This is a genomic window from Kumtagia sp. (genome assembly GCF_059502445.1).
In genome coordinates, this window is sequence record NZ_JCACER010000021.1 from 45,975 (window position 1) to 67,713 (window position 21,739).

Consider the following 21,739-nt stretch of genomic DNA (forward strand, 5'->3'; position numbering starts at 1 on the left):
ATATCTGGCTATGGTGGCCCACGGTGCCCTTGGCGGAGAGAGGGGGATTCGAACCCCCGATAGAGTTTCCCCTATACACGCGTTCCAGGCGTGCGCCTTAAACCACTCGGCCACCTCTCCGCGCCGTGCCGGCTGAGCCGGTCGGACGCCGGGCTCATCTAGTCGATCTCGCGGCCGATGCCAAGCCGTGTTGTGCCGCCACGATGACGCGGCGGCGCGGCCCGGGAGCCGGCGGGTTCCCGGGCACCGCGACGGCCGATGGCGCCGTCGCTCCGGGCCGGGAGCGGAGGAGCATTCGCCGGCGCGGTCGGCCCTGCCGCCTCTTTGCGATGCCGGCAGCGTGAATCCGTCGCGCCGCATTGAAGCCATGGGAGATGAGGAATATCTCTGCGGTGCAAGCGATGCCCGGGCCAGCATGATACGGTTTTTGTTCCGCCTGTTTTCCATGTTCGCGCTGTCGGTGGCGGTGATCCTGGCAGTGCTCGACGCCACGCGCTCCATTGCCGCCTCGGCGCTCGTGCTGACGCCGCTTGCGGCCAGCTGGGCCGCCGCCGCACCGGCGAGCCTCGCCGCCGCCGAGGCGAGGGTGGCCGAAACCCTGCATCCGCTGGTCTGGGACGTGCTGGTCGTGCCGATCCTCAGCCTGCCGGGCTTCGTCGTCTTCGCCGTCCTCGCCCTGCTGCTTTACGCCGTCGGCCGCCGCCCGCGGCGACCAACGGCCGATTGGGCCGTCTGACCACATCCTGAAGGAAACGATCCGAATGTTCTTCCTGAGCGACATGCTGAACAAGAAGCTGACGCTGCCGAAACCCGGCGAAGCGCTGCCGGGGCGGATGAAGCCGATACCGACAGCGACCCGGCACTACGTCTCGAAACGTCCGCTCAAGGGTCCCTATCCCGACGGGCTGGAGACGGCGCTGTTCGGCCTCGGCTGCTTCTGGGGTGCGGAGCGCATGTTCTGGCAGATGGACGGCGTCTGGGTGACGGCGGTCGGCTATGCCGGCGGCATCACGCCCAACCCGACCTATCAGGAGACCTGCACCGGGCTGACCGGCCATACGGAGGTGGTGCTGGTCGTCTTCGATCCCAAGATCGTCTCCTATGCCGACCTGCTCAAGGCGTTCTGGGAGAACCACGATCCGACCCAGGGCATGCGCCAGGGCAACGACGTCGGCACCACCTACCGCTCGGCGATCTACAGCTTCGGCGAGGCGCAGCATGCCGCCGCGACCGCATCGCGCGATGCCTACCAGGCCGCGCTCGCCGCCGGCGGCGGCGGCAGGATCACCACCGAGATCGCGCCGGCCCCGGCGTTCTATTTCGCCGAGGAGGAGCACCAGCAATATCTGGCGAAGAACCCCTACGGCTACTGCAACCTGCGCGGTACCGGCGTGTCCTGCCCGATGCCGCGGACGACCGCCTGAACCGGCCCCGGCGGCCCTGACGCAACGTTTTCCAAACGGTCAAGATTCTTCGTGAATTTTGCCCGGCGCCATGCCAGAGTGGCCGCCAAGCGGACGGGGTTCCGTCTGCCGCACGCCGCGGCGTCCGGGTTCGGGAGGGCCTCGGCGGCGTCAACCAAAGAAAAACCGACAGGGTGTGGACCACATGAAGCGTATTCTCATAGGCCTCCTGGCCGCAGCCGCCTATGCCGTCCCGGCATTCGCGCAGGACATCAAGCCGGCGATCATCTACGACCTCGGCGGCAAGTTCGACAAATCCTTCAACGAGTCGGCCTATAACGGCGCCGAGAAGTTCAAGACCGAGACCGGCATCGAGTACCGCGATTTCGAGATCCAGAACGACGCCCAGCGCGAGCAGGCTCTGCGCAAGTTCGCCGAGGACGGCAACAACCCGATCGTCATGGCCGGCTTCTCCTGGGCGGCGGCGCTGGAGAAGGTCGCGGCCGACTTCCCCGACACCAAGTTCGCCATCATCGACATGGTGGTCGACAAGCCGAACGTCCGCTCCGTCGTCTACAAGGAGCAGGAGGGCTCCTATGTGGTCGGCGTGCTCGCGGCGCTCGCCTCCCAGTCGAAGAAGGTCGGCTTCGTCGGCGGCATGGACATCCCGCTGATCCGCCGCTTCGGCTGCGGTTATGTCGGCGGCGCCAAGGCGGCCGGCGCGACCGACGTCATCCAGAACATGACCGGCGACACGCCGGCGGCCTGGAACGATCCGACCAAGGGCGGCGAGATCGCCAAGTCGCAGATGGACCAGGGCGCCGACGTGATCTACGCGGCGGCCGGCGGCACCGGCGTCGGCGTGCTGCAGGCGGCGGCGGATGCCGGCAAGCTCGGCATCGGCGTCGATTCCAACCAGAACGGCCTGCAGCCCGGAAAAATCCTCACCTCCATGGTCAAGCGCGTCGACGTCGCGGTCTACAACGCCTTCACCGACGCCAAGGACGGCAAGTTCACCGCCGGCCTCAACGATCTCGGCCTCAAGGAAGGCGGCGTCGACTATGCCATGGACGACAACAACAAGGACCTCGTGACCGCCGAGATGAAGGCGGCCGCCGAGAAGGCCAAGGCCGACATCATCGCCGGCACCATCAAGGTGCACGACTACATGTCGGACAACGCCTGTCCGTATTGATCGGCCATCGTTTCGACCGACAACAGCCGCCGGGTGAAAACCCGGCGGTTTGCTTTTGATCCGTCGAGGCTTTCCGCATGAATCTCGATTCCCGGCCCTTTGTGCGCCGGCTCGCCTCCGCCGATGTGCCGGCCGCCGCGGGGCTGAGGCACGCAGCTTTCTTCGCCGACGGCAAGCGCTCGCTGGACGAGGACGTCGCCGGGCTCTTCGATCTGCTCGGCGGCGACGGCTACGAGGCGGCGTTCGTCGCGGATGGCGGCGGACGGCCGGTCGGCACGTGCCTTTTCGTGCGCGAGGAGATCGGCTCCCTCCACGACCTGAGCCCCTGGCTCGCGGGACTCGTGGTCGCGCGGCCCTTTTTGGGGGCTTGGCCGCGGTTGGTTCGGTCGAGTTCCATGCGGCGGAGGTCGGCTGCCGCACGCTGCATCTCTATACGGACGAGGCCGAGCCGTTCTATCGCGCCTGGGATGGCGGGTGGCCGAGCGCATGAGCGTGGACGGCGAAGCGCTGGTCTTGATGGACAAGGCGGTCGGGCAGCCCACGCCGTGACGGGCCGCCCAAGTCCCTTGCGATCGGGGGAGCCGTTCCTCAGGAAGCGCCGATCGTCGTCAGCGCCTCCACCAGCCGGTCGACCTCGGCCTCGGTCGTGTAGAGGGCCGGCGACACGCGGATGCACTGGCCGGCGGCCACGCCGGCGCGGCGCACGGTCAGCACCTTGAATTCGTCGCGCAGCTTCGCCACCAGGGCGGTGTTGTCTTCCTTTGAGGTCTTGCCCCTGACGCGGAACGAGGTGATGCCGGCATGCATGCCCGCCTCGTCCGGTGTGAGGATATCGAAGGCTTCGATCGGCCGGATGCGCTCGACCCAGTAGTTGCGCAGATGCACGAGCCGCGCGTTCTTGGCCGCCGCGCCGATCCTCTCGTGCAGGTCGAGCGCCGCCGGCACGGTCAGCGCCGCGGCGAAATTGATCGTGCCGGTATGGATGCGCGAGCGGATGTCGTCGGCCGGCCAGTCCTGGTCGGCCAGATGGATGTCGATGTCGGCCAGCCGGTCCTTCCGGATGTGGAAGAAGCCCATGCCGACCGGCGCGCCGATCCATTTGTGCAGGTTGAAGCCGACGAAATCGGCACCGAGATCGGCAACGTCGAACGGTATCTGCCCCCAGGAATGGGCCGCGTCGACGATCGTGGCGATGCCCTTTGCCCGCGCCATGTCGGCGATCTCGCGGATCGGCATCACCAGGCCGGTGCGGTGCGAAAGATGGGTGAGCAGCAGCAGCTTGGCCTTCGGCGTCTGCTCGAGCACGGTCCGATACGTTTCGAGCACGGCCTCCCTGGTCGCCGGCTCCGGAATGGCAAAACTCTTCACCTCGACGCCGCGCCTGTCCCGGAGCGCGTTCATGGCATACTGCATGGAGTCGTAGTCGAGGTCCGCGTAGAGGACCGTGTCGCCGGGCTGCAGCTTGTTGTAGCCGGCGATCAGCGTCTGCAGGGCTTCCGTCGCGCCGCGCGTCAGCGCGACCTCTTCCGGCTGGGCGCCCACCGCGGCGGCGACCCGCAGGCGCACAGTCTCGAAATCGGCGCCGAAGGCGCTGCGGGCATAGAAGGAGTTTTCCCGGTTAACGCGCCGCGTGTTCTCCAGATAGGCCTCCAGCACCGGCCGCGCCATGATGCCCCAATAGCCGTTCTCCAGATTGGCGATCGACCGGTCGACCTCGTAGAGGTCCCGCACCGCGGTCCAGTAGGCGCCGTCGGTCGCCGGCGTCGCCGGGTCCGCCGCGGGCAGGGCGGCTGTCTCCGCGGACGCGCTCCGCATGGTTGCCGCGCCCGCCGCGGCGATCACGCTGCCGATGAGGAAGTCACGCCGTTGCATATGCCTCTCCTGTGATCGCTCGTCCGCGTTGACCGCGTGTCTACGGAGGCTCTGTGACAGGCCTTTGAAGGCGCCGGCAAAAGCGCCGGCCCGGCCATGCCCTTTACAACGAGCCGGCCCGGCGGTTCCATGGGCGGCGCGTCGGCGGGCGGCCGCGCCAAAGGAGGCGGACGCATGACGAAAGTGACCGGCATCGGCGGCTTCTTCTTCCGGTCGCGCGACCCGAAGGCGCTCGCCGCCTGGTACGAGACGCATCTCGGCGTGGACGACATCGCCAAAACCGTATGGACGCAGCAGGCCGGCCATACGATCTTTGCGCCCTTTGCCGAGGACACCGGCTATTTCGGCCGCGAGAAACAGTGGTTGATCAATTTCCGGGTCGACGACCTCGACGCCATGATGGCCGATCTGAAGGCTGCCGGCATTGCCGTCGAAACGCGGGCGGAATGGAACTCCGAGGTCGGCCGCTTCTGCCGCATCCACGATCCGGAGGGCAACCCGATCGAATTGTGGGAGCCGGCGGCGGGATGAGCGGGTGGTTGATGTCCACTCGGCCGACGAGGACAGGGAAGCCAAGCCACCGCCTACCAATGCGGCGGCTTGGTCACCGGCACGTCGGGCTGGACCTGCTCCTCCAGCGCCAGGAAACGCTCCGCCAGCCGGTCGAGCGTCTTCTGCATGCGATCGATGACCTTCCACTGTCCGGCGATCTGGCCGGACAGTTCCTCGATCGTCCGTTCCTGCTCGGCGGCGCGGATTTCCAGCGCCGTGAGGCGGTCGTCCCGTCCTGTCATGATGGTCTCTCCGCGGGGTTCAGTGGAGGCATGGCCGATGCAGGCCGGCCCTCCAGTTCCGTCCGAAATTGACAACCCCCCGCCGATTTGTCGAGAGTAGGCGGACGGTGGGCGATTGGCACGGGACGACGGGCGTGCTAGCGATTTGACCAAACGATAAAAAATCAAGAGGCGGGACAGGTGGATGGCTGAGCCGGCAATCCAGCTCATCGGCATAAACAAAAGCTTCGGCGCCGTTCGGGCCAACCGCGACATCAACCTCGAGGTCGAACGCGGCACCATCCACGGCATCATCGGCGAGAACGGCGCCGGCAAGTCGACGCTGATGTCGATCCTCTACGGCTTCTATCACGCCGACAGCGGCGAGATCCGGGTCGGCGGCCAGCCGACCGCCATCCGCACCCCCAACGACGCCATCGCCGCCGGCATCGGCATGGTTCACCAGCATTTCATGCTGGTCGAGAATTTTACCGTCATCGAGAACGTCATCCTCGGCGCCGAGGGCGAGCCGCTGCTCAACAAGTCGATCGCCAAGGCGCGCTCCGAATTGCAGCGGCTGGAGCGCGACTACGGCCTGGAGGTCGATCCCGACGCGGTGATCGAGGAGCTGCCGGTAGGCCTGCAGCAGCGTGTCGAGATACTCAAGGCGCTGTTCCGTGGCTGCGACATCCTCATCCTCGACGAGCCGACCGGCGTGCTGACTCCGCCCGAGGCCGACCACCTCTTCCGCATCCTCAAAATGCTGAAGGACGAGGGCAAGACCATCGTGCTGATCACCCACAAGCTGCGCGAGATCATGGCGATCACCGATACGGTCTCGGTCATGCGCCAGGGCACTATGGTCGCAACCCGCAGGACCGCCGAGACGACGGTGGAGGAACTGGCCGAGCTGATGGTCGGCCGCCGCGTGCTGCTGCGGGTCGAGAAGGGCGAGGCGAAGCCGGCAGGCGTAAAACTGTCGGTGAAGAACCTGACGGTGAAGGATTCGCGCGGCGTCGTCATGGTCGACGACGTCTCCTTCGAGGTGCGCGCCGGCGAGATCGTCGGCATCGCCGGCGTGGCCGGCAACGGCCAGTCCGAGCTGATCGAGGCGATCGCCGGCACGCGCCGGGCTCAATCGGGCACCGTGCTGCTCGACGGCAGGCCGATCGACGTGACCGGCCATGCCGACCCTGGCGAATTGCGCGACCGCGGCCTGGCGCATGTGCCGGAGGACCGCCACCATGTCGGCCTGGTGCTCGCCTTCGAGGAGGCGGAGAACTCCATCCTCGGCTATCACGACAAGCCGCACTATCTGCGCGGGCCGTTCCTCGATATCGAGGCGATCCACGCCGACGCGCGCGAAAAAATCGCCAAATATGACATCCGTCCGGCCAATGATCGGCTTAAAACCGCCAATTTTTCCGGCGGAAACCAGCAAAAAATCGTGCTCGCGCGCGAAATCGAGCAGGATCCGGACGTGCTGATCGTCGGCCAGCCGACGCGCGGCGTCGACGTCGGCGCCATCGAATTCATCCACAAGCGGCTGATCGCCTTGCGCGACCAGGGCAAGGCGGTGCTGCTGATCTCGGTCGAGCTCGACGAGATACGCTCGCTGTCCGACCGCATCCTGGTGATGTTCGCCGGACGCGTCGTCGGCGAGCGCGGGCCGGACGCCAGCGAAGGCGAGCTCGGCCTGTTGATGGCCGGGGTGGAGAAGCGGGAGGCGGCGGAGTAATGAGCGCACCCTTCGCAAGACTGCCGCGCTGGGCCGACTACGGGCTTGTCCCGGTCATCAACCTGTTCGTCGCCTTCCTCGTCGCCGGCGTGGTCGTGCTCCTGGTCGGCGAGAACCCGCTGGAAGCGGCCGGCATCCTGGTCAAGGGCGCCTTCGGTTCCGGCCAGAACATCGCCTACACGCTCTACTACGCCACCAACTTCATCTTCACCGGCCTTGCCGTGGCGGTCGCCTTCCACTGCGGCCTGTTCAACATCGGCGGCGAAGGCCAGGCCTATATCGCCGGCCTCGGCGTGGCGCTGGTCTCGCTCGGCTTCGACAGCGTGCTCCCCTGGTGGCTGACCTTCCCGCTGGCGATCCTCGCCGCGGCCGCCATGGGGGCTGCCTGGGCCTTCATTCCCGCCTACCTGCAGGCCAAGCGCGGCTCGCACATCGTCATCACCACCATCATGTTCAACTTCATCGCCGCCAGCGTGATGGTCTACCTGCTGGTCGGACCGCTGAAGCCGGCCAGCTCGATGGCGCCGCAGACGCGCGACTTCCTGGACGGCGCGCAGCTGCCGAAGCTCGCCTGGCTGCTGGAGGCCGTGGGGCTGTCGGTGCGCTCCGCGCCGCTCAACGTCTCGTTCCTGCTGGCGCTGCTGATGGCCTGGGTCGTCTGGGTGCTGATCTGGCGCACCAAGCTCGGCTACGAGATGCGCACCTTCGGCTTCTCGCCCAAGGCGGCGCGTTATGCCGGCATATCGGAGGCCCGCATCATCATCGTCGCCATGCTGATCTCCGGCGCGCTCGCCGGCATGATGGCGCTCAACCCGATCATGGGCGACCAGCATCACATGACGCTGGATTTCGTCGCCGGCGCCGGCTTCGTCGGCATCGCCGTGGCACTGATGGGCCGCTCTCATCCCGCCGGCATCGTCCCGGCGGCGATCCTGTTCGGCATGCTCTACCAGGGCGGTGCCGAGCTCGCTTTCGAGATGCCCAACATCAGCCGCGACATGATCGTCATCATCCAGGGCCTGGTCATCCTGTTCGCCGGCGCGCTCGAGCACATGTTCCGCCCGGCCATCCAGACCATCTTTGCCTCGATCAGCCCGCGCAGCATGGGCGTTCCGGCGCCGAAGGGGAAGGGTGCCTGAGATGATCGACGCGCTCGTCCAGCTTCTCGACGCCACCATCCGCGTCTCGGTGCCGCTGCTGCTCGCCTGTCTTGCCGGCCTCTATTCGGAGCGCGCCGGCATTTTCGACATCGGACTGGAGGGCAAGATGCTCGCCGGCGCCTTCGCCGGCGCTTCCGCCGCCGCGGTGTCCGGCTCGGCCTGGGTAGGGCTGCTTGTGGCGATCCTCACGGCGGTCTTCCTGGCGCTGGTCCACGGCTTCGCCTCGATCACCCATCGCGGCAACCAGATCGTCTCCGGCGTCGCCATCAACTTTATCGCCGCCGGCTCCACCATCATCCTCGGCCAGGCCTGGTTCCAGCAGGGCGGGCGGACGCCGCCACTCTCCGGGCCGGCTCGCTTCGAGCCGATCATCCTGCCCGGCGCCGACGCGCTGCGCGACGTGCCGGTGCTCGGCATCATCTATTCCGAGCTCCTGTCCGGCCATTCTCTTCTGGTCTATGTCGCCTTCCTGATGGTTCCGGTCACCTGGTGGGTGCTGTTCCGGACCCGCTTCGGGCTGCGCCTGCGCGCCGTCGGCGAAAACCCCGCGGCGGTCGACACGGCCGGCATCTCGGTGACCTGGCTGCGCTATCGCGCCGTGATCCTCACCGGCGTGCTCACCGGTGCCGCCGGCGCCTATCTGGCGGTGGCGCAGAATGCCGGCTTCGTGAAGGACATGACGGCCGGCAAGGGCTACATCGCGCTGGCCGCGTTGATCTTCGCCAAGTGGAAGCCGGTGCCGGCCATGTATGCCTGCCTGCTGTTCGGCTTCCTCGACGCCGCGTCGATCCGTTTCCAGGGCGCCGAATGGCCGCTGGTCGGCAGGGTGCCGGTGCAGTTCATCAACGCGCTGCCCTTCATCCTCACCGTCATCCTGCTCGCCGGCTTCATCGGCAAGGCGATCCCGCCGCGCGCCGGCGGTGTGCCTTATGTGAAGGAGCGGTGATGCTGTTCTTTGCCCCCTCCACCACGCTTCGCGTGGTCCCCCTCCCCCGCTTCGCAGGGGAGGATCCGGCGGTGCCGCTTGATCCTCCCCCGTTTACGGGGGAGGGGGACCACGCGAAGCGTGGTGGAGGGGGCGCTTTGCGGACATTTTTGCCGGGCGCGCGCCATGTCTCATGACCTCTTCCTCGCCGCGCGCGAAGCGATGGCGAAGGCTTACGCGCCCTATTCGAAATTCCCCGTCGGCGCGGCGATTCGCACGACCGACGGACGCGTCTTTGCCGGCGCTAATATCGAGGTCGCGTCCTATCCGGAAGGCTGGTGCGCCGAGACCACCGCGCTCGGCCACTACATCATGGGCGGCGGTGGCGAGATCGCCGAGATCGCCGTGGTTGCGGAGCGCATGGCCCGCATCACGCCCTGCGGCGGCTGCCGCCAGCGCCTCGCCGAGTTCGCCGGGGCAGAGGCAAAACTCTATCTCTGCGACGATGCCGGCGTGGTCGAGACCGTCACGATCGGCCAGATGCTCCCCTATGGCTTCGAAGGAAAAATCCTGAAATGACGGACGCGGTCGCCACGCTGGTCGAGCGGCTCGCCGGCCGCATGCCGAAGGTCGCGCTGGTGCTCGGCTCCGGCCTCGGCGATCTCGTCGACGAGGTCGAGGATGCCCTGAAGATTCCCTATGGCGATCTGCCGGGTTTCCCCAAGGGCGGCGTCACCGGCCATGCCGGCATGCTGGTCTCCGGCCGCTTCGGCGGCGCCGAGGTGCTGCTGCTCGCTGGCCGCGCCCATTATTACGAGCATGGCGACGCCGCCGTCATGCGCCCGGCGCTGGAGACGCTCGCCGCCATCGGCATCGATACGCTCATCCTCACCAACGCCGCCGGCTCGCTCGATCCGCGCATTGCGCCCGGCTCGGTCATGCTGATCGAGGACCACATCAATTTCGCCGGCGCCAATCCGCTGATCGGCGAGCCGACCGACCGCCGCTTCGTCGGCCTGACCGAAGCCTATGACGCCGACCTGCGGGCGGCCCTGGTGCGCGCCGCCGCGGCGACCGGCACGCCGCTGGAGAAGGGCGTCTACATGTGGTTCTCCGGTCCGTCCTTCGAGACGCCAGCGGAGATCCGCATGGCCCGCGTCATGGGCGCCACCGCCGTCGGCATGTCGACCGTGCCCGAGGTGATTCTTGCGCGCTTCCTGGGCCTGCGGGTCGCCGCCTGCTCGGTCGTCACCAACCTCGCTGCCGGCATGACCGGTGCCGAACTGTCGCACGAGGAGACCAAGGAGATGGCGCCGCTCGGCGGCAGGCGGCTGGCGACGATTTTGCGCAAGATGTTCGAGGAGGGGCTGCCGTGATGGCCGCAGCGTCTCCCTCCCCCTCGAGGGGAGGGTGCCGAGCGAAGCGAGGCGGGTGGGGTACAAGCGGCCGTGCTCCGGCGCAAAGCAACGTTGGCGCGCTGCCGCACCGACCCCACCCGGCCGCTTCGCGGCCACCCTCCCCTCGATGGGGAGGGAGACGCTGATGCTTCCCCAGGAAATCATCCGGCACAAACGCGACGGCAAGGTGCTGGCGCCGGCCGAGATCGCCGACTTCATCGCCGGCCTCACCTCCGGCGCGGTCTCGGAGGGCCAGGCGGCGGCCTTCGCCATGGCGGTGTTCTTCAACGGCATGCGCCGCGACGAGGCGGTGGCCCTCACGCTCGCCATGCGCGATTCCGGCGCCGTGCTCGACTGGTCCGACCTGCCCGGCCCGGTCACCGACAAGCATTCCACCGGCGGCATCGGCGACAATGTCTCGCTGATGCTGGCACCGATCGTCGCCGCCTGCGGCGCCTATGTGCCGATGATCTCCGGGCGCGGCCTCGGCCATACCGGCGGCACGCTCGACAAGATGGACGCCATCCCCGGCTATGTCAGCCAGCCGGATACCGAACTTTTCCGCAAGACGGTGCGAAACACCGGCTGCGCCATCATCGGCCAGACGGCGGCGCTGGCGCCGGCCGACAAGCGCCTCTACGCCATCCGCGACGTCACGGCGACGGTGGAGTCGATCCCGCTGATCACCGCCTCCATCCTGTCGAAGAAGCTCGCCGCCGGGCTGTCCTCGCTGGTGCTCGACGTGAAGGTCGGCAACGGCGCGTTCATGGAAAGATCGCGCGACGCCACCGCGCTGGCGAAAAGCCTCGTCGAGGTGGCGAACGGCGCCGGCCTGAAGAGCTCGGCGCTGATCACCGGCATGAACGAGCCGCTGGCCTCGGCCGCCGGCAATGCCGTGGAAGTGGCGAACGCGGTGGATTTCCTCACCGGGCGCGTGCGCGATGCGCGCCTGGAGAAGGTCACGCTGGCGCTGGCGGCCGAGATGCTGGTGCTGGCCGGGCTGGCATCGTCGCAGGCCGACGGTCTTGCCCGGGCGCGCGCCGCGCTCGGCGACGGCAGCGCCGCCGAGCGCTTCGCCCGCATGGTGCATGCGCTGGGCGGCCCGGCCGATTTCGTGTCGAGGTCCGCGGACCACCTGCCGCGCGCGCCGGTGGAGAAGGTTGTCGCCGCCAGGCAAGCGGGCCATGTCGCGCATGTCGCGACGCGCGACGTCGGCCTGGCGGTGGTGGCGCTGGGTGGCGGCCGCACCCGGCCGGAGGACGGTATCGACCACGCCGTCGGGGTTACGCGGCTGCTGCCGGTCGGGGCACAGGTCGACGCCGGCGATCCGCTCGCGCTCGTGCATGCCCGCACCGAGGCGGCGGCCGAGGCGGCGGCGGCGGCCATCCTCGCTGCCTACGACGTCGGTCCAGGCAAGCCGGCTATGAAGGACCCGGTGGTCCGGCGGGTTCCGCCGACGGAGGGGTGATCGCTACTGCGCCAGCGTCAGCCTGCCCTGGTCGGCCCGAAAAGTCCTCAGCCGGTTGAGGAAGGTCATGCCGATCAGCACCGTGTCCAGGGCGCGGTCCTCCAGCACGACCGCCTGGACGTTCTCCACCGAGATGCGGCCGATCTCGACGCGCTCCAGCATGGCGGCGGCGGCGCGCGCCTTGCCGTTGGCGGTGCTCACGGCGCCTGTCAGGTCGGACGGGCGCAGGGCGACGCCCAGCCTCCGTGCGGTGGTCAGGTTCATCGCGATCGCCGTCGCGCCGGTATCGATCAGCGCCTCGACCTTGCGGCCGTTGATGCGGAAATCGGCCAGATAGTGGCCGCGGGGGTCCGCGGCGATCTCGACCTTGCGCCCACTGGGTGACGCAGGCAGCGGGACGGCGGTCGGCTTGGTTTCAATCCGCACCAATGCGCTCGCTGCCACCGGCTCTTCAGCTTCCGGTGGAAGCAGCGCCTTCATGGTCTCAGGCCCACCCTGAAGGAACAGCGGCACGGAGGCTGACGTGCCGACGCATAAGGCGGCGAAGATAAGGGTCTTGCGCAGCATCGGAAGGCCCGGTTGACGCTGCCTGTTTACGCCGACAACCGAAGCACGTCCTTAATTGCTGCGCCCTTGCCCCGATGAACCTGTCGCTTGCGTGAACCGGAGGTTAATTTGCGCCGAGCCTACTTCGTCCCGTACAGCCGGTCTCCGGCGTCGCCGAGCCCCGGCACGATGTAGCCCTTCTCGTTGAGCTGACGGTCGATCGAGGCGGTGAACACAGGCACGTCGGGATGTGCCCTGGTGAAGCGCTCGACGCCCTCGGGTGCAGCGAGCAGGCAGAGATAGCGCAGATTGGTGGCGCCGCGCGCCTTCAGCTTGTCGATCGCGGCGATCGCCGAGTTGGCCGTGGCCAGCATCGGATCGACGACGATGACGAGCCGGTCGCCGAGGTCGCTCGGCGCCTTGAAGAAATATTCGACCGCCTCCAGCGTCTCGTGATCGCGGTAAAGGCCGATATGGGCGACGCGTGCCGCCGGCACGAGGTCGAGCAATCCTTCCAGCAGGCCGTTGCCGGCGCGCAGCACCGAGGCGAACACCAGCTTCTTGCCCTCCAGGATAGGTGCCTCCATGGTCTCGATCGGCGTCTCGATGGTCATGGTCGTGAGTTCGAGGTCGCGCGTGACCTCGTAGCCGAGCAGCAGGGAGATCTCGCGCAGCAGCCGGCGAAAACTCGCCGTGGACGTCTCCTTGTTGCGCATGATGGTGAGCTTGTGCTGCACCAGCGGGTGATCGACGACCGTGACGCCCATGACAAAAACCTTCCGCGCTTGCCTGGGCGGAATACTAACGGGGCTCGCCCGCCGAAGAAATGCCGGAGCGCGCGATTTCCCCGGCCGGGTGCTATCTTGCCCTGCCGTCCAGCCTCGCCAGCAGCGCCGATCTCGTCTTGCGGTCGACGAAAGCCGCCTCGAGCGCGGTGCGGGTCACTGCGGAAAGCTGCTTTTCCGTCATGCGGAAATGTCGGGCGGCGAGATCGTACTCGTTCCTCAGCGACGTCCAGAAATAGGGCGGGTCGTCCGAATTGAGCGTCACCTTGCAGCCGGAGGCGAGCAGGGCGGGGAATGGGTGCGCGGCGAAGCCCTCGAACACCTTCAGCGCGATGTTGGAGCCCGGGCAGCATTCCAGCACCACGCCTTCGGCGGCGATGCGCCGCACAAGGTCAGAATTCTCGATGGCGCGCACGCCGTGGCCGATGCGTGCCGGCCGGATGTGATCGAGCGCCGCAGCCACGCTTTCCCAGCCGCCGAACTCGCCGGCATGGACGGTGATGCCGAGCCCCGCCTCGCGGGCGATCTCGAAGGCGCGCACGAAATCCTCGAGGTCGCCGATCCGCTCGTCGCCGCCCATGCCGAAGCCGGTCACCAGCGGATGGCCGCACTTGGCGGCGAAGCGCGCCGCCGCCTCGACGGCATCCACGCCGAAATGCCGCACCCCGGTGACGATCATGCGGCCTTCGATGCCGGTCTTGTCGCGCGCCCGCGAAATCCCTTCTCCGAGCGCGTTGGTATATGCCTCCGGCGATAGGCCGGCGCGCCGCGCATGGTCGGGCGAGGTGAAGACCTCCGAATAGATGGCGCCGTCCCGCGCCAGGCTCGTCAGGTAGTGCTCGGTGAGGCGGGCGTAGTCCTCCTCGGTGCGGAACAGGTCCGCGGCGAAATCGTAGGCTTGCAGGAACGAGGTGAAATCATGCCAGACGAACGATCCGTCGCGGATGTAGGGAGAGGCGTCCTTGCCGTATTTGCGCGCCTGCAGGATCACCAGGCCCGGGTCCGCGGCGCCCTCGACGTGGCAGTGGATTTCGGCGGTGAGCGGCATGCTCCGGTCCTTCGAACGAATCGCGGCGTCTTCACGCAGGCTGGACAATAGCGCCCCCAACGTGCATCGGGTATGGTTCCTAAACCGCAGAACGGTTCAAGTTTATGGCACAGCAGCGCACAACCGCCGCCGGGGGCATGGAAAGCTCCTACGGCTTCCGGGAGGTCGGCGAAGACGAGAAGCAGCCGCTGGTGGACGCCGTTTTCCACCGCGTCGCCAACCGCTACGACGTGATGAACGACCTGATGTCGGGCGGCCTGCACCGGCTGTGGAAGGACGCCATGGTCGCCTGGCTCAACCCGCCGCGCCGCCCCGGCTGGGCGGTGCTCGATGTCGCCGGCGGCACCGGCGACATCGCCTTCCGCATCGTCGAGGCGTCCCACAACCAGGCGGCGGCGACCGTGCTCGACATCAACGGCTCGATGCTGGCGGTCGGCCGCGAACGGGCGAAGAAGCGCGGCCTCGAGGACAGCGTCGACTTCGTCGAGGCGAATGCCGAGGAGTTGCCCTTTCCGGGCGGAAATTTCGACGCCTACACCATCGCCTTCGGCATTCGCAACGTGCCGCATATCGACGCCGCACTGGCCGAGGCCTATCGCGTTCTGAAGCCGGGCGGCCGGTTCCTCTGCCTCGAATTCTCCGAGGTCGACATGCCGCTGCTGGATCGCGTCTATGAGGCGTGGTCGTTCCGGGCGATCCCGCAGATCGGCAGGATGGTGACCGGCGAGGCCGAACCCTATGCCTATCTGGTCGAATCGATCCGCAAATTCCCCAATCAGGCGAATTTCGCCGACATGATCCGGCGCGCCGGGTTCGACCGGGTCACCTGGCGCGACTATTCCGGCGGTATCGCCGCCCTGCATTCCGGCTGGAAGCTTTGACGGTCCTCCCCGCATGAGTTCGATCGGAGCGGGTTTCCGGCTGGTCCGGGCAGGCTGGGTGATGACGCGCGAGGGCGTGTTCGCCGCGCTGCCGGGCGACGAGCTTTCGGGCACGCCGCGGCTCGCCTGGCGGCTGACGACGTTCTTCACGCGCCGCGGCGCCCGCAAGCGTGGCCGTACCGAGCGACTGTCGGAGGCGGTATCGCGGCTCGGCCCCTCCTACGTGAAGCTCGGCCAGTTCCTGGCGACGCGGCCGGACGTCGTCGGCGACGACATCGCGCTCGATCTCGCCAAGCTGCAGGATCGCATGGCGACCTTTCCGGCCGACCAGGCGAGAGCGGCCATAGAAGGCTCGCTGGGGCGGAAGGTGGACGACCTGTTCGTCTCCTTCGGCGAGCCGGTGGCGGCGGCGTCGATCGCCCAGGTCCACCCCGCCGAGGTCATGCGCGGCGGCGAACCGGTCAAGGTGGCGGTGAAGGTCATACGGCCGGGGGTGCGGCGCGCCTTCTTCCGCGATCTCGAGAGCTATTTCCTCGCCGCGCGGCTGCAGGAGCGCTACATCCCCTCGGCGCGCCGGCTGCGTCCGGTCGAAGTCACCGAGACGCTCGCCCAGACCACCAAGGTCGAGATGGATTTCCGGCTGGAGGCGGCCGCCTATTCAGAGCTTGGCGAGAACACCAAGGACGATCCCGGCTTTCGCGTGCCCGCCGTCGACTGGGAGCGCACCGGCCGCGACGTGCTGACCACGGAGTGGATCGACGGGATCAAGCTCAGCGACATCGACAGCCTGCGTGCCGCCGGGCACGACCTCCAGGCGATCGCGGCGAACCTCGTCCAGTCCTTCCTGCGCCACACGCTGCGCGACGGTTTCTTCCATGCCGACATGCACCCGGGCAACATGTTCGTCGATGCGTCCGGGACCATCGTCGCCGTCGATTTCGGTATCACCGGCCGTCTAGGCAAGAAGCAGCGGCGGTTCCTCGCGGAAATCCTCTACGGCTTCATCACACGCGACTACGGCCGCGTCGCCGAGGTGCATTTCGAGGCCGGCTACGTGCCGCGCAAGCACAACGTCTCGGCGTTCGCCCAGGCGATCCGCGCCATCGGCGAGCCGATCCACGGCCAGTCCGCCGAGACGATCTCAATGGCGAAGCTCCTGACCCTGCTCTTCGAGGTCACCGAGCTTTTCGACATGGAGACCCGGCCGGAGCTGGTCCTGTTGCAGAAGACCATGGTGGTGGTCGAGGGCGTGGCGCGCAAGCTCGATCCGGCCTTCAACATGTGGAAGACATCCGAGCCCGTCGTCGGCGACTGGATCCGCCAGAATCTCGGGCCGCGCGGCCTGCTCGACGACGCCCGCGAGGGCGCTTCCGCCCTGCTGTCGCTGGCCAGGCAGGCCCCCGACCTCGCCGAGCGGGCCGAACGCCTCACCCGCGAGATCGATGCGATGGCGGAGAACGGCCTGCGTTTCGATGCCGAGACCGCGCGCGCCATAGGCAAGGCCGAGGCGCGCTACAGCCGCTGGGGCCGTGTGGCGCTGTGGGTGATCGCGGCGGCGCTGGTGGTCATCGCCTGGGAGCTTGGTTGAGGCGGCCGCCGAGAGGTCCAGCCAGCACGCGTCTCGGAATATGACTGCAATGACTGCATCGCAGTCATTGCAGTCACGCAGGTGCGGCTCTATATTTGAGCTGACGGAGCGCTCCATGGCCAGGATCACGATCCGCAATGTCGACGAAAGCACCCTGCAATGGCTGCGCGGGCGCGGCGCTCGCCGCGGCGTCTCGATGGAGCAGGAAGCGCGCGACGTGCTTTCCGCCGCGCTCGGACTGTCTACGACGGAAGGGTTCGACCGGCGCGGCTTCCCGCCCGAAGGCGAGGAAATGGCCGATGAGCCCGGGCCGGCACGATCACAGGAATGAAGCATGGCGACCCTGACGGTGCGCAACCTGGATGACACGGCTAAACGCAAGCTGCGGGAGCGCGCGGCTCGGCTAGGCATGTCGATGGAGCAGAAGGCTCGCGAAATACTGGAAGAGAAGCGTGCGCGAACGCCGCGGGAGAGATCGATCTTCGATGAGCTGACGCAGCTTGGCGTCAAGCCGGAGGAGGCGCTCGACCAAAAAGCCGTAACGGATGAAATGTGGAACGAGAGTTTCCGTTGAACGGCTACGTCATAGACAGCTCCGTTTACATCGCCATCCTGAATGCCGAGCACGATGTCGACAACTACAAGGCTTTCGTCGATCGGGAGCCTTCTTGCTTCGTAAGTGCTGCGACGCTTCACGAGAGCTTTTGCGTAGCGCGTCGGGAGTCGATACCGCAAGGAGCCGCCAGGCTGGAGCGAATCGTGAACCTGATCGCAGCCGAGATCGTCGCGTTCGACGCTACGCAACTCGAAGCTGCGAAGTCGGCCTATTCCCGCTTCGGCCGCGGCTCCGGCCATCGGGCCAACCTCAACATGGGCGACTGCTTTTCCTATGCGCTCGCCAGGACCCGCCGCCTGCCGCTGCTGTTCAAAGGTGACGATTTCATCCATACCGATGTCGAGCCGGCTCTGAAGTCGGCCTGAATTCGGGGCGAGGACCGCTATGACCCTTTCCGGCAAGCGCATCCTGCTGATCGTCGGCGGCGGCATCGCCGCCTACAAGACGCTCGAGCTGATCCGCCGATTGCGTGAGCGCGGAGCCGCGGTGCGGGCGGTGATGACGGCGGCGGCGCAGCAATTCGTCACGCCGCTTTCGGTCGGCACCCTGACGGCCGACCGCGTCTTCACCGACCTGTTCGACCGCGACGACGAGCACGACGTCGGCCATATCCGCCTGTCGCGCGAGGCCGAGCTGATCGTCGTCGCCCCCGCCACCGCCGACCTGATGGCGAAGCTGGCGACCGGCCTCGCCAACGACCTCGCCTCCGCCGTGCTGCTCGCCACCGACAAGAAGGTGCTGATGGCGCCGGCGATGAACCCGAGGATGTGGGATCATCCGGCGACGCGGCGCAACCGCGCCACACTGGCGAAGGACGGCGTCGCCTTCGTCGGCCCCAATCGCGGCGAGATGGCCGAGAGCGGCGAAGCGGGCGAGGGCCGCATGGCCGAGCCGCTGGAGATCGTGGCTGCGGTCGAGGCAGTACTGGTGTCGGCGCCAGGCCCGCTTTCCGGAAGAAAGATCATCGTCACCTCGGGTCCGACGCACGAGCCGATCGATCCGGTGCGCTACATCGCCAACCGCTCGTCCGGCAAGCAGGGACACGCCATCGCCGAGGCGCTCGCCGGACTCGGCGCCGAGGTCCTGCTGGTGTCCGGCCCGGTCAACGTGCCGGATCCGGCCGGTGTGCGGACCGTCCATGTCGAGACCGCGCGCGCGATGATGCAGGCGGTCGAGGCCGCCCTGCCGGCCGATGCGGCCGTGTTCGTCGCCGCCGTCGCCGACTGGCGCAGCGACGCGGCCGCCGGCGAGAAGATCAAGAAGGTCGCCGGCGAAGGCCCGCCGGTGCTGCGCATGGTGGAGAACCCGGATATCCTCGCCACCATCGGCCACCACGCGCGTCGGCCCTATCTGGTCGTCGGCTTCGCCGCCGAGACCCAGGATCTCGTCGCCAACGCCAAGGCCAAGCTGAAGCGCAAGGGCGCCGACTTCATCGTCGCCAACGACGTCAGCGCGGAAGGCGGTGCCATGGGCGGCGACCGCAACCGCGTGCGCATCGTCTCGAAATCCGGCGTCGACGATTGGCCGGAGATGAGCAAGCAGGAGGTGGCGCGGCGGCTGGCCGCGGTGATCGCTGGACGCCTGGCGACCGTCGAGGTCTGATCCCGATCCGGGCCGGTTCAGCGGTCTTCCCGCAGCTTGGCCTCGACGTGCCACCATCCTGGCTGGCTTTCGGGATAGCTGTGCGACGCCGGCATGAGGTCCGGGTTCCCCGGTTCGTCGAATACGCCGGTCAGCAGCGCGACCACCGGCTCGTCGTCGATTGCGCCGATCGTGCTGCCGCACCGGACGCAGAAGGCGCGGCTGGAATAGGCGGAGGAGCGGAAGGTGGCCGGCGCGCCGCCGGGGCCCGTCCACGTCACCGCATCGCGCGGAAATTCTACCCAGGCGGCGGTCGGTGCCCCGGTGTGCCGCTGGCATATCGTGCACGAGCAGTGTGCGGCTTGCCCGCGCGACCGTAGGCGCGAAAGCGCACCGATCCGCACAGGCAACCGCCGTCATAGTGGTCCTGCTTCGCTTCGGACACGGCAGCCCTCCCTGATCGCTGTCGTAGTGAGGGGTCTCGATCGAACAACCCGCCACCATGCTTGAACCGCGATCCGAAAATGGTGGTCTTTGAGACAGGATCATGCCCGATAGAACTGGGCCGGGATGGATGGCCCATCCCGTTCATTCCACCCTAGGATGCCTAAGATGTGATCGGGCCCTCGCCTTTCTTCCCCGGCGCCGGATCGTCGTCCGTCTTTTCGCCGGCTGCGTCCGGCACCGGCGAATCCGCGCCGGTCTCGTCGCCCGGCAGGGGCGGTCGCGGCGCGCTGCCCTCGACGATGAGCTCGACGATGCCGCGGGCGATCTCACGTTCGCCCATGATCACGGTGTCGGCCCCGAGGCCCTTCAGGTGCTCGACCTCGGCGTCGGAATGAGCGCGGGCGATCACCACGATGCCGGCATTGGCGGCACGCGCCCTCAGGATGATCTGGCCGGCCTCGAAGGCGTTCGGAATGGCGAGCACCAGTCGCTTGGCGCCGGCCGGGTTGGCGGCGGCGAAGACCTCGGCATTGGCGGCGTTGCCTTCCACCACCTCGACGCCGTCGGCATGCAGCCGGGCGATGGTCTTGTCACCGTCCTCGACGACCAGGAAGGGCAGGCCGGCCTCGCGCAGCGACTGCCCGACCAGGCTGCCGACGCGGCCGTAGCCGATGAGGATCGTATGGTCGGTGAGCTGCGTCTGCGGCGGCGGACCGTCGTCTTCCTTGGCCGAAGGGGTCGCAAGCTGGCCTGCCTCGGTGGCAGGTCCCGCCGCCTTTGCCTCTGCCGCGCCGGTTCGGGGCGGGAAGCGGCTTTCGATCCAGGGTTTCAGATAATCGACGGCGGCGAACACCAGCGGATTGAGCAGGATAGACAGGATCGCGCCGGCGAGGATCAGATCCCGGCCCTGCTCGGGCAGCAGGTCGAGGCTGACGCCGAGCTCGGCGAGGATAAAGGAGAATTCGCCGATCTGCGCCAAGCTGGCCGAGATAATCAGCGCGGTGGCGATGGGATAGCGGAAGACGACGACGATCAGGAAGGCGGCGATCGACTTGCCGATGACGATGATGAACAGCGTGCCGAGGATCGGCCAGGTGTCGCGCAGCAGGCTGAGCGGATCGAACAGCATGCCGACCGAGACGAAGAACAGCACCGAGAAGGCGTCCCTGAGCGGCAGCGATTCCTCCGCCGCGCGGTGCGACAGCTCGGATTCGCTCATCACCATGCCGGCGAAGAAGGCGCCGAGCGCCAGCGACACCCCGAACAGCTTGGCCGCGCCGAAGGCGACGCCGAGCGCGATGGCCAGCACCGCAAGCCGGAACAGCTCGCGCGAGCCGGTATGGGCGACGTAGTGCAGGAGCCAGGGAATGACCCGGCGCCCGACCACCAGCATGACGATGACGAAGGCGGCCACCTTGGCGAGCGTTATGCCGAGCGTGCCCCAGACGCCGAGCCCGGAAAACAGCGGCGCCGCCGCCGGCAGGCTGTGGTCGGTTTCCGGCCCGTTGCCGCCGAGCAGGCCGGCGATGGCAGGCAGGATCACCAGCGCGAGCACCATGGCGAGGTCCTCGACGATCAGCCAGCCGACGGCGATGCGCCCGCGCTCGGTCTCGATCATGCGCCGGTCCTGCAGCGCCTTGAGCAGGACCACGGTGCTCGCCACCGAGAGTGCTAGGCCGAAGACTAGGCCCGCACCCAGCGTCCACCCCATCATCCACGCCAGCCCGGCGCCGAGCGCCGTGGCGAAGCCGATCTGCACCACCGCGCCGGGCACGGCGATGGCGCGTACCGAGAGCAGGTCCTTCAGCGAGAAATGCAGGCCGACGCCGAACATCAGCAGGATCACGCCGATCTCGGCGAGCTCCAGCGCCAGCTCGCGATCGGCGACGAAACCCGGCGTGTGCGGCCCGACCAGAACGCCGGCGATGAGATAGCCCACCAACGGCGGAACCTTGAACCGGTTGGCGATGGCGCCGAAGACGAATGCAAGCCCCAGACCTGCGACGATGGTGGCGATCAGGGGCGTGTCATGTGGCATCGGCGAGGTGGGCCTTTCTGGGCGAGATCAATGGGGGAGAAGCGCCGAAAGCGCCACGTTTCCAATATGGTGTGCAGATCGGCTGGTGTGCAACCCTTGAGAGTCGCTTTTGCCGAATTTCGCATGAGGAATGCTAATTCTGTATGAGAATCGCTTTTGCGCGACGGCGTCGAGCCGATGCGCGAATTTGGACCGCGGCCATGTCTCGACGAACGCGGTGCCTCGCCAAGCACGGCCTGGCGGCTACGTCCCGTATCGGAACCGGGATTGTCAACGGG

General features: G+C 67.6%; 25 protein-coding genes and 1 tRNA gene. 17 read left to right on the forward strand and 9 right to left on the reverse strand.

Going from position 1 to position 21,739, the window contains the following annotated elements:
* Positions 1 to 30: 30 nt before the first annotated feature.
* Positions 31 to 120, reverse strand: a tRNA-Ser gene (locus AC5JDC_RS08925).
* Positions 121 to 415: 295 nt separating this feature from the next.
* On the opposite strand from AC5JDC_RS08925, the gene AC5JDC_RS08930 reads away from it, so the two are divergent.
* From AC5JDC_RS08930 to AC5JDC_RS08940, 3 genes are all read left to right on the forward strand, one after another.
* Positions 416 to 736 (forward strand): hypothetical protein, encoded by a 321-nt coding sequence (locus AC5JDC_RS08930; protein WP_106774533.1) that lies wholly within the window; start codon positions 416 to 418, stop codon positions 734 to 736.
* A gap of 25 nt (positions 737 to 761) precedes the next feature.
* On the forward strand, positions 762 to 1,424 hold the full coding sequence (msrA, locus tag AC5JDC_RS08935) for a peptide-methionine (S)-S-oxide reductase MsrA (protein ID WP_106774532.1): 663 nt from the start codon (positions 762 to 764) through the stop codon (positions 1,422 to 1,424).
* 184 nt (positions 1,425 to 1,608) lie between these two features.
* Positions 1,609 to 2,598: a BMP family lipoprotein gene (locus tag AC5JDC_RS08940; protein WP_106774531.1), complete on the forward strand. Its 990-nt coding sequence runs from the start codon at positions 1,609 to 1,611 to the stop codon at positions 2,596 to 2,598.
* On the opposite strand, the gene AC5JDC_RS08945 is transcribed toward AC5JDC_RS08940, so the two are convergent.
* Complete coding sequence (locus tag AC5JDC_RS08945) at positions 2,568 to 2,912, reverse strand: hypothetical protein (RefSeq protein WP_495840976.1); 345 nt, start codon at positions 2,910 to 2,912, stop codon at positions 2,568 to 2,570. The two genes, AC5JDC_RS08940 and AC5JDC_RS08945, sit on opposite strands and share 31 nt — an antisense overlap.
* A gap of 53 nt (positions 2,913 to 2,965) precedes the next feature.
* On the opposite strand from AC5JDC_RS08945, the gene AC5JDC_RS08950 reads away from it, so the two are divergent.
* Positions 2,966 to 3,088: a hypothetical protein gene (locus AC5JDC_RS08950; RefSeq protein ID WP_495840978.1), complete on the forward strand. Its 123-nt coding sequence runs from the start codon at positions 2,966 to 2,968 to the stop codon at positions 3,086 to 3,088.
* A gap of 98 nt (positions 3,089 to 3,186) precedes the next feature.
* Here the strand turns inward: AC5JDC_RS08950 and AC5JDC_RS08955 are convergent, their stop codons facing one another.
* Complete coding sequence (locus AC5JDC_RS08955) at positions 3,187 to 4,470, reverse strand: aminotransferase class V-fold PLP-dependent enzyme (RefSeq protein ID WP_495840980.1); 1,284 nt, start codon at positions 4,468 to 4,470, stop codon at positions 3,187 to 3,189.
* Between the two features lie 174 nt (positions 4,471 to 4,644).
* Between AC5JDC_RS08955 and AC5JDC_RS08960 the strand changes: the two genes are divergently transcribed.
* A complete protein-coding gene (locus AC5JDC_RS08960) occupies positions 4,645 to 5,001 on the forward strand; it encodes a VOC family protein (protein WP_495840982.1) in 357 nt (118 codons plus the stop codon).
* Positions 5,002 to 5,054: 53 nt separating this feature from the next.
* On the opposite strand, the gene AC5JDC_RS08965 is transcribed toward AC5JDC_RS08960, so the two are convergent.
* Positions 5,055 to 5,264: a SlyX family protein gene (locus AC5JDC_RS08965; protein WP_106774528.1), complete on the reverse strand. Its 210-nt coding sequence runs from the start codon at positions 5,262 to 5,264 to the stop codon at positions 5,055 to 5,057.
* 184 nt (positions 5,265 to 5,448) lie between these two features.
* Between AC5JDC_RS08965 and AC5JDC_RS08970 the strand changes: the two genes are divergently transcribed.
* The 6 genes from AC5JDC_RS08970 (at position 5,449) to deoA (ending at position 11,931) form a co-directional block, all read left to right on the forward strand.
* A complete protein-coding gene (locus AC5JDC_RS08970; RefSeq protein WP_495840984.1) occupies positions 5,449 to 6,981 on the forward strand; it encodes an ABC transporter ATP-binding protein in 1,533 nt (510 codons plus the stop codon).
* Positions 6,981 to 8,120: an ABC transporter permease gene (locus tag AC5JDC_RS08975; RefSeq protein WP_495840986.1), complete on the forward strand. Its 1,140-nt coding sequence runs from the start codon at positions 6,981 to 6,983 to the stop codon at positions 8,118 to 8,120. The genes AC5JDC_RS08970 and AC5JDC_RS08975 overlap by 1 nt, the downstream gene beginning before the upstream one ends.
* Before the next feature lies 1 nt (position 8,121).
* Positions 8,122 to 9,087 (forward strand): ABC transporter permease, encoded by a 966-nt coding sequence (locus AC5JDC_RS08980; RefSeq protein WP_495841072.1) that lies wholly within the window; start codon positions 8,122 to 8,124, stop codon positions 9,085 to 9,087.
* Positions 9,088 to 9,252: 165 nt separating this feature from the next.
* Complete coding sequence (gene cdd / locus AC5JDC_RS08985) at positions 9,253 to 9,645, forward strand: cytidine deaminase (protein ID WP_495840988.1); 393 nt, start codon at positions 9,253 to 9,255, stop codon at positions 9,643 to 9,645.
* The gene (locus tag AC5JDC_RS08990) at positions 9,642 to 10,442 is read left to right on the forward strand and encodes a purine-nucleoside phosphorylase (protein ID WP_106774523.1); all 801 of its coding nucleotides are present in this window, start codon (positions 9,642 to 9,644) and stop codon (positions 10,440 to 10,442) included. Before cdd ends, AC5JDC_RS08990 begins: the two co-directional genes overlap by 4 nt.
* A 166-nt stretch (positions 10,443 to 10,608) precedes the next feature.
* Complete coding sequence (deoA, locus tag AC5JDC_RS08995; RefSeq protein WP_495840990.1) at positions 10,609 to 11,931, forward strand: thymidine phosphorylase; 1,323 nt, start codon at positions 10,609 to 10,611, stop codon at positions 11,929 to 11,931.
* A 3-nt stretch (positions 11,932 to 11,934) separates the two neighbouring features.
* Here deoA and AC5JDC_RS09000 read toward each other — a convergent pair whose 3' ends face one another.
* The 3 genes from AC5JDC_RS09000 to AC5JDC_RS09010 form a co-directional block, all read right to left on the reverse strand.
* Positions 11,935 to 12,498, reverse strand: coding sequence for a retropepsin-like aspartic protease family protein (locus AC5JDC_RS09000; protein WP_495840992.1), 564 nt, complete (start codon positions 12,496 to 12,498; stop codon positions 11,935 to 11,937).
* Between the two features lie 119 nt (positions 12,499 to 12,617).
* A complete protein-coding gene (gene upp / locus AC5JDC_RS09005; RefSeq protein WP_495840994.1) occupies positions 12,618 to 13,244 on the reverse strand; it encodes a uracil phosphoribosyltransferase in 627 nt (208 codons plus the stop codon).
* A 91-nt stretch (positions 13,245 to 13,335) separates the two neighbouring features.
* Positions 13,336 to 14,310 carry an adenosine deaminase gene (locus AC5JDC_RS09010; protein WP_495840996.1) on the reverse strand — a complete coding sequence of 325 codons (975 nt, stop codon included), beginning with the start codon at positions 14,308 to 14,310 and terminating at the stop codon, positions 13,336 to 13,338.
* Between the two features lie 104 nt (positions 14,311 to 14,414).
* Between AC5JDC_RS09010 and ubiE the strand changes: the two genes are divergently transcribed.
* The 6 genes from ubiE (at position 14,415) to coaBC (ending at position 18,997) form a co-directional block, all read left to right on the forward strand.
* Entirely contained in the window at positions 14,415 to 15,191 is a 777-nt protein-coding gene (gene ubiE / locus AC5JDC_RS09015; protein WP_495840998.1) for a bifunctional demethylmenaquinone methyltransferase/2-methoxy-6-polyprenyl-1,4-benzoquinol methylase UbiE, read from the forward strand.
* Between the two features lie 13 nt (positions 15,192 to 15,204).
* Entirely contained in the window at positions 15,205 to 16,779 is a 1,575-nt protein-coding gene (ubiB, locus tag AC5JDC_RS09020) for a 2-polyprenylphenol 6-hydroxylase (protein WP_106774517.1), read from the forward strand.
* A gap of 115 nt (positions 16,780 to 16,894) precedes the next feature.
* On the forward strand, positions 16,895 to 17,110 hold the full coding sequence (locus AC5JDC_RS09025) for a FitA-like ribbon-helix-helix domain-containing protein (RefSeq protein ID WP_495841001.1): 216 nt from the start codon (positions 16,895 to 16,897) through the stop codon (positions 17,108 to 17,110).
* A 3-nt stretch (positions 17,111 to 17,113) separates the two neighbouring features.
* Positions 17,114 to 17,353, forward strand: coding sequence for a FitA-like ribbon-helix-helix domain-containing protein (locus AC5JDC_RS09030; protein ID WP_495841003.1), 240 nt, complete (start codon positions 17,114 to 17,116; stop codon positions 17,351 to 17,353).
* The gene (locus AC5JDC_RS09035; RefSeq protein ID WP_495841005.1) at positions 17,332 to 17,760 is read left to right on the forward strand and encodes a type II toxin-antitoxin system VapC family toxin; all 429 of its coding nucleotides are present in this window, start codon (positions 17,332 to 17,334) and stop codon (positions 17,758 to 17,760) included. The genes AC5JDC_RS09030 and AC5JDC_RS09035 overlap by 22 nt, the downstream gene beginning before the upstream one ends.
* A gap of 19 nt (positions 17,761 to 17,779) precedes the next feature.
* Positions 17,780 to 18,997 (forward strand): bifunctional phosphopantothenoylcysteine decarboxylase/phosphopantothenate--cysteine ligase CoaBC, encoded by a 1,218-nt coding sequence (gene coaBC, locus AC5JDC_RS09040; RefSeq protein WP_495841007.1) that lies wholly within the window; start codon positions 17,780 to 17,782, stop codon positions 18,995 to 18,997.
* 17 nt (positions 18,998 to 19,014) lie between these two features.
* Here coaBC and AC5JDC_RS09045 read toward each other — a convergent pair whose 3' ends face one another.
* The gene (locus AC5JDC_RS09045; RefSeq protein ID WP_495841009.1) at positions 19,015 to 19,380 is read right to left on the reverse strand and encodes a GFA family protein; all 366 of its coding nucleotides are present in this window, start codon (positions 19,378 to 19,380) and stop codon (positions 19,015 to 19,017) included.
* Between the two features lie 203 nt (positions 19,381 to 19,583).
* Positions 19,584 to 21,461: a cation:proton antiporter domain-containing protein gene (locus AC5JDC_RS09050; protein ID WP_495841011.1), complete on the reverse strand. Its 1,878-nt coding sequence runs from the start codon at positions 21,459 to 21,461 to the stop codon at positions 19,584 to 19,586.
* Between the last annotated feature and the right edge of the window lie 278 nt (positions 21,462 to 21,739).

Coding starts and splice junctions, on each gene's coding strand:
- AC5JDC_RS08930 (WP_106774533.1), top strand. CDS start 416: ATGATACGGTTTTTGTTCCGCCTGTTTTCCATGTTCGCGCTGTCGGTG.
- msrA (WP_106774532.1), top strand. CDS start 762: ATGTTCTTCCTGAGCGACATGCTGAACAAGAAGCTGACGCTGCCGAAA.
- AC5JDC_RS08940 (WP_106774531.1), top strand. CDS start 1,609: ATGAAGCGTATTCTCATAGGCCTCCTGGCCGCAGCCGCCTATGCCGTC.
- AC5JDC_RS08955 (WP_495840980.1), bottom strand. CDS start 4,470: ATGCAACGGCGTGACTTCCTCATCGGCAGCGTGATCGCCGCGGCGGGC.
- AC5JDC_RS08960 (WP_495840982.1), top strand. CDS start 4,645: ATGACGAAAGTGACCGGCATCGGCGGCTTCTTCTTCCGGTCGCGCGAC.
- AC5JDC_RS08965 (WP_106774528.1), bottom strand. CDS start 5,264: ATGACAGGACGGGACGACCGCCTCACGGCGCTGGAAATCCGCGCCGCC.
- AC5JDC_RS08970 (WP_495840984.1), top strand. CDS start 5,449: ATGGCTGAGCCGGCAATCCAGCTCATCGGCATAAACAAAAGCTTCGGC.
- AC5JDC_RS08975 (WP_495840986.1), top strand. CDS start 6,981: ATGAGCGCACCCTTCGCAAGACTGCCGCGCTGGGCCGACTACGGGCTT.
- AC5JDC_RS08980 (WP_495841072.1), top strand. CDS start 8,122: ATGATCGACGCGCTCGTCCAGCTTCTCGACGCCACCATCCGCGTCTCG.
- cdd (WP_495840988.1), top strand. CDS start 9,253: ATGTCTCATGACCTCTTCCTCGCCGCGCGCGAAGCGATGGCGAAGGCT.
- AC5JDC_RS08990 (WP_106774523.1), top strand. CDS start 9,642: ATGACGGACGCGGTCGCCACGCTGGTCGAGCGGCTCGCCGGCCGCATG.
- deoA (WP_495840990.1), top strand. CDS start 10,609: ATGCTTCCCCAGGAAATCATCCGGCACAAACGCGACGGCAAGGTGCTG.
- AC5JDC_RS09000 (WP_495840992.1), bottom strand. CDS start 12,498: ATGCTGCGCAAGACCCTTATCTTCGCCGCCTTATGCGTCGGCACGTCA.
- upp (WP_495840994.1), bottom strand. CDS start 13,244: ATGGGCGTCACGGTCGTCGATCACCCGCTGGTGCAGCACAAGCTCACC.
- AC5JDC_RS09010 (WP_495840996.1), bottom strand. CDS start 14,310: ATGCCGCTCACCGCCGAAATCCACTGCCACGTCGAGGGCGCCGCGGAC.
- ubiE (WP_495840998.1), top strand. CDS start 14,415: ATGGCACAGCAGCGCACAACCGCCGCCGGGGGCATGGAAAGCTCCTAC.
- ubiB (WP_106774517.1), top strand. CDS start 15,205: ATGAGTTCGATCGGAGCGGGTTTCCGGCTGGTCCGGGCAGGCTGGGTG.
- AC5JDC_RS09025 (WP_495841001.1), top strand. CDS start 16,895: ATGGCCAGGATCACGATCCGCAATGTCGACGAAAGCACCCTGCAATGG.
- AC5JDC_RS09030 (WP_495841003.1), top strand. CDS start 17,114: ATGGCGACCCTGACGGTGCGCAACCTGGATGACACGGCTAAACGCAAG.
- coaBC (WP_495841007.1), top strand. CDS start 17,780: ATGACCCTTTCCGGCAAGCGCATCCTGCTGATCGTCGGCGGCGGCATC.
- AC5JDC_RS09050 (WP_495841011.1), bottom strand. CDS start 21,461: ATGCCACATGACACGCCCCTGATCGCCACCATCGTCGCAGGTCTGGGG.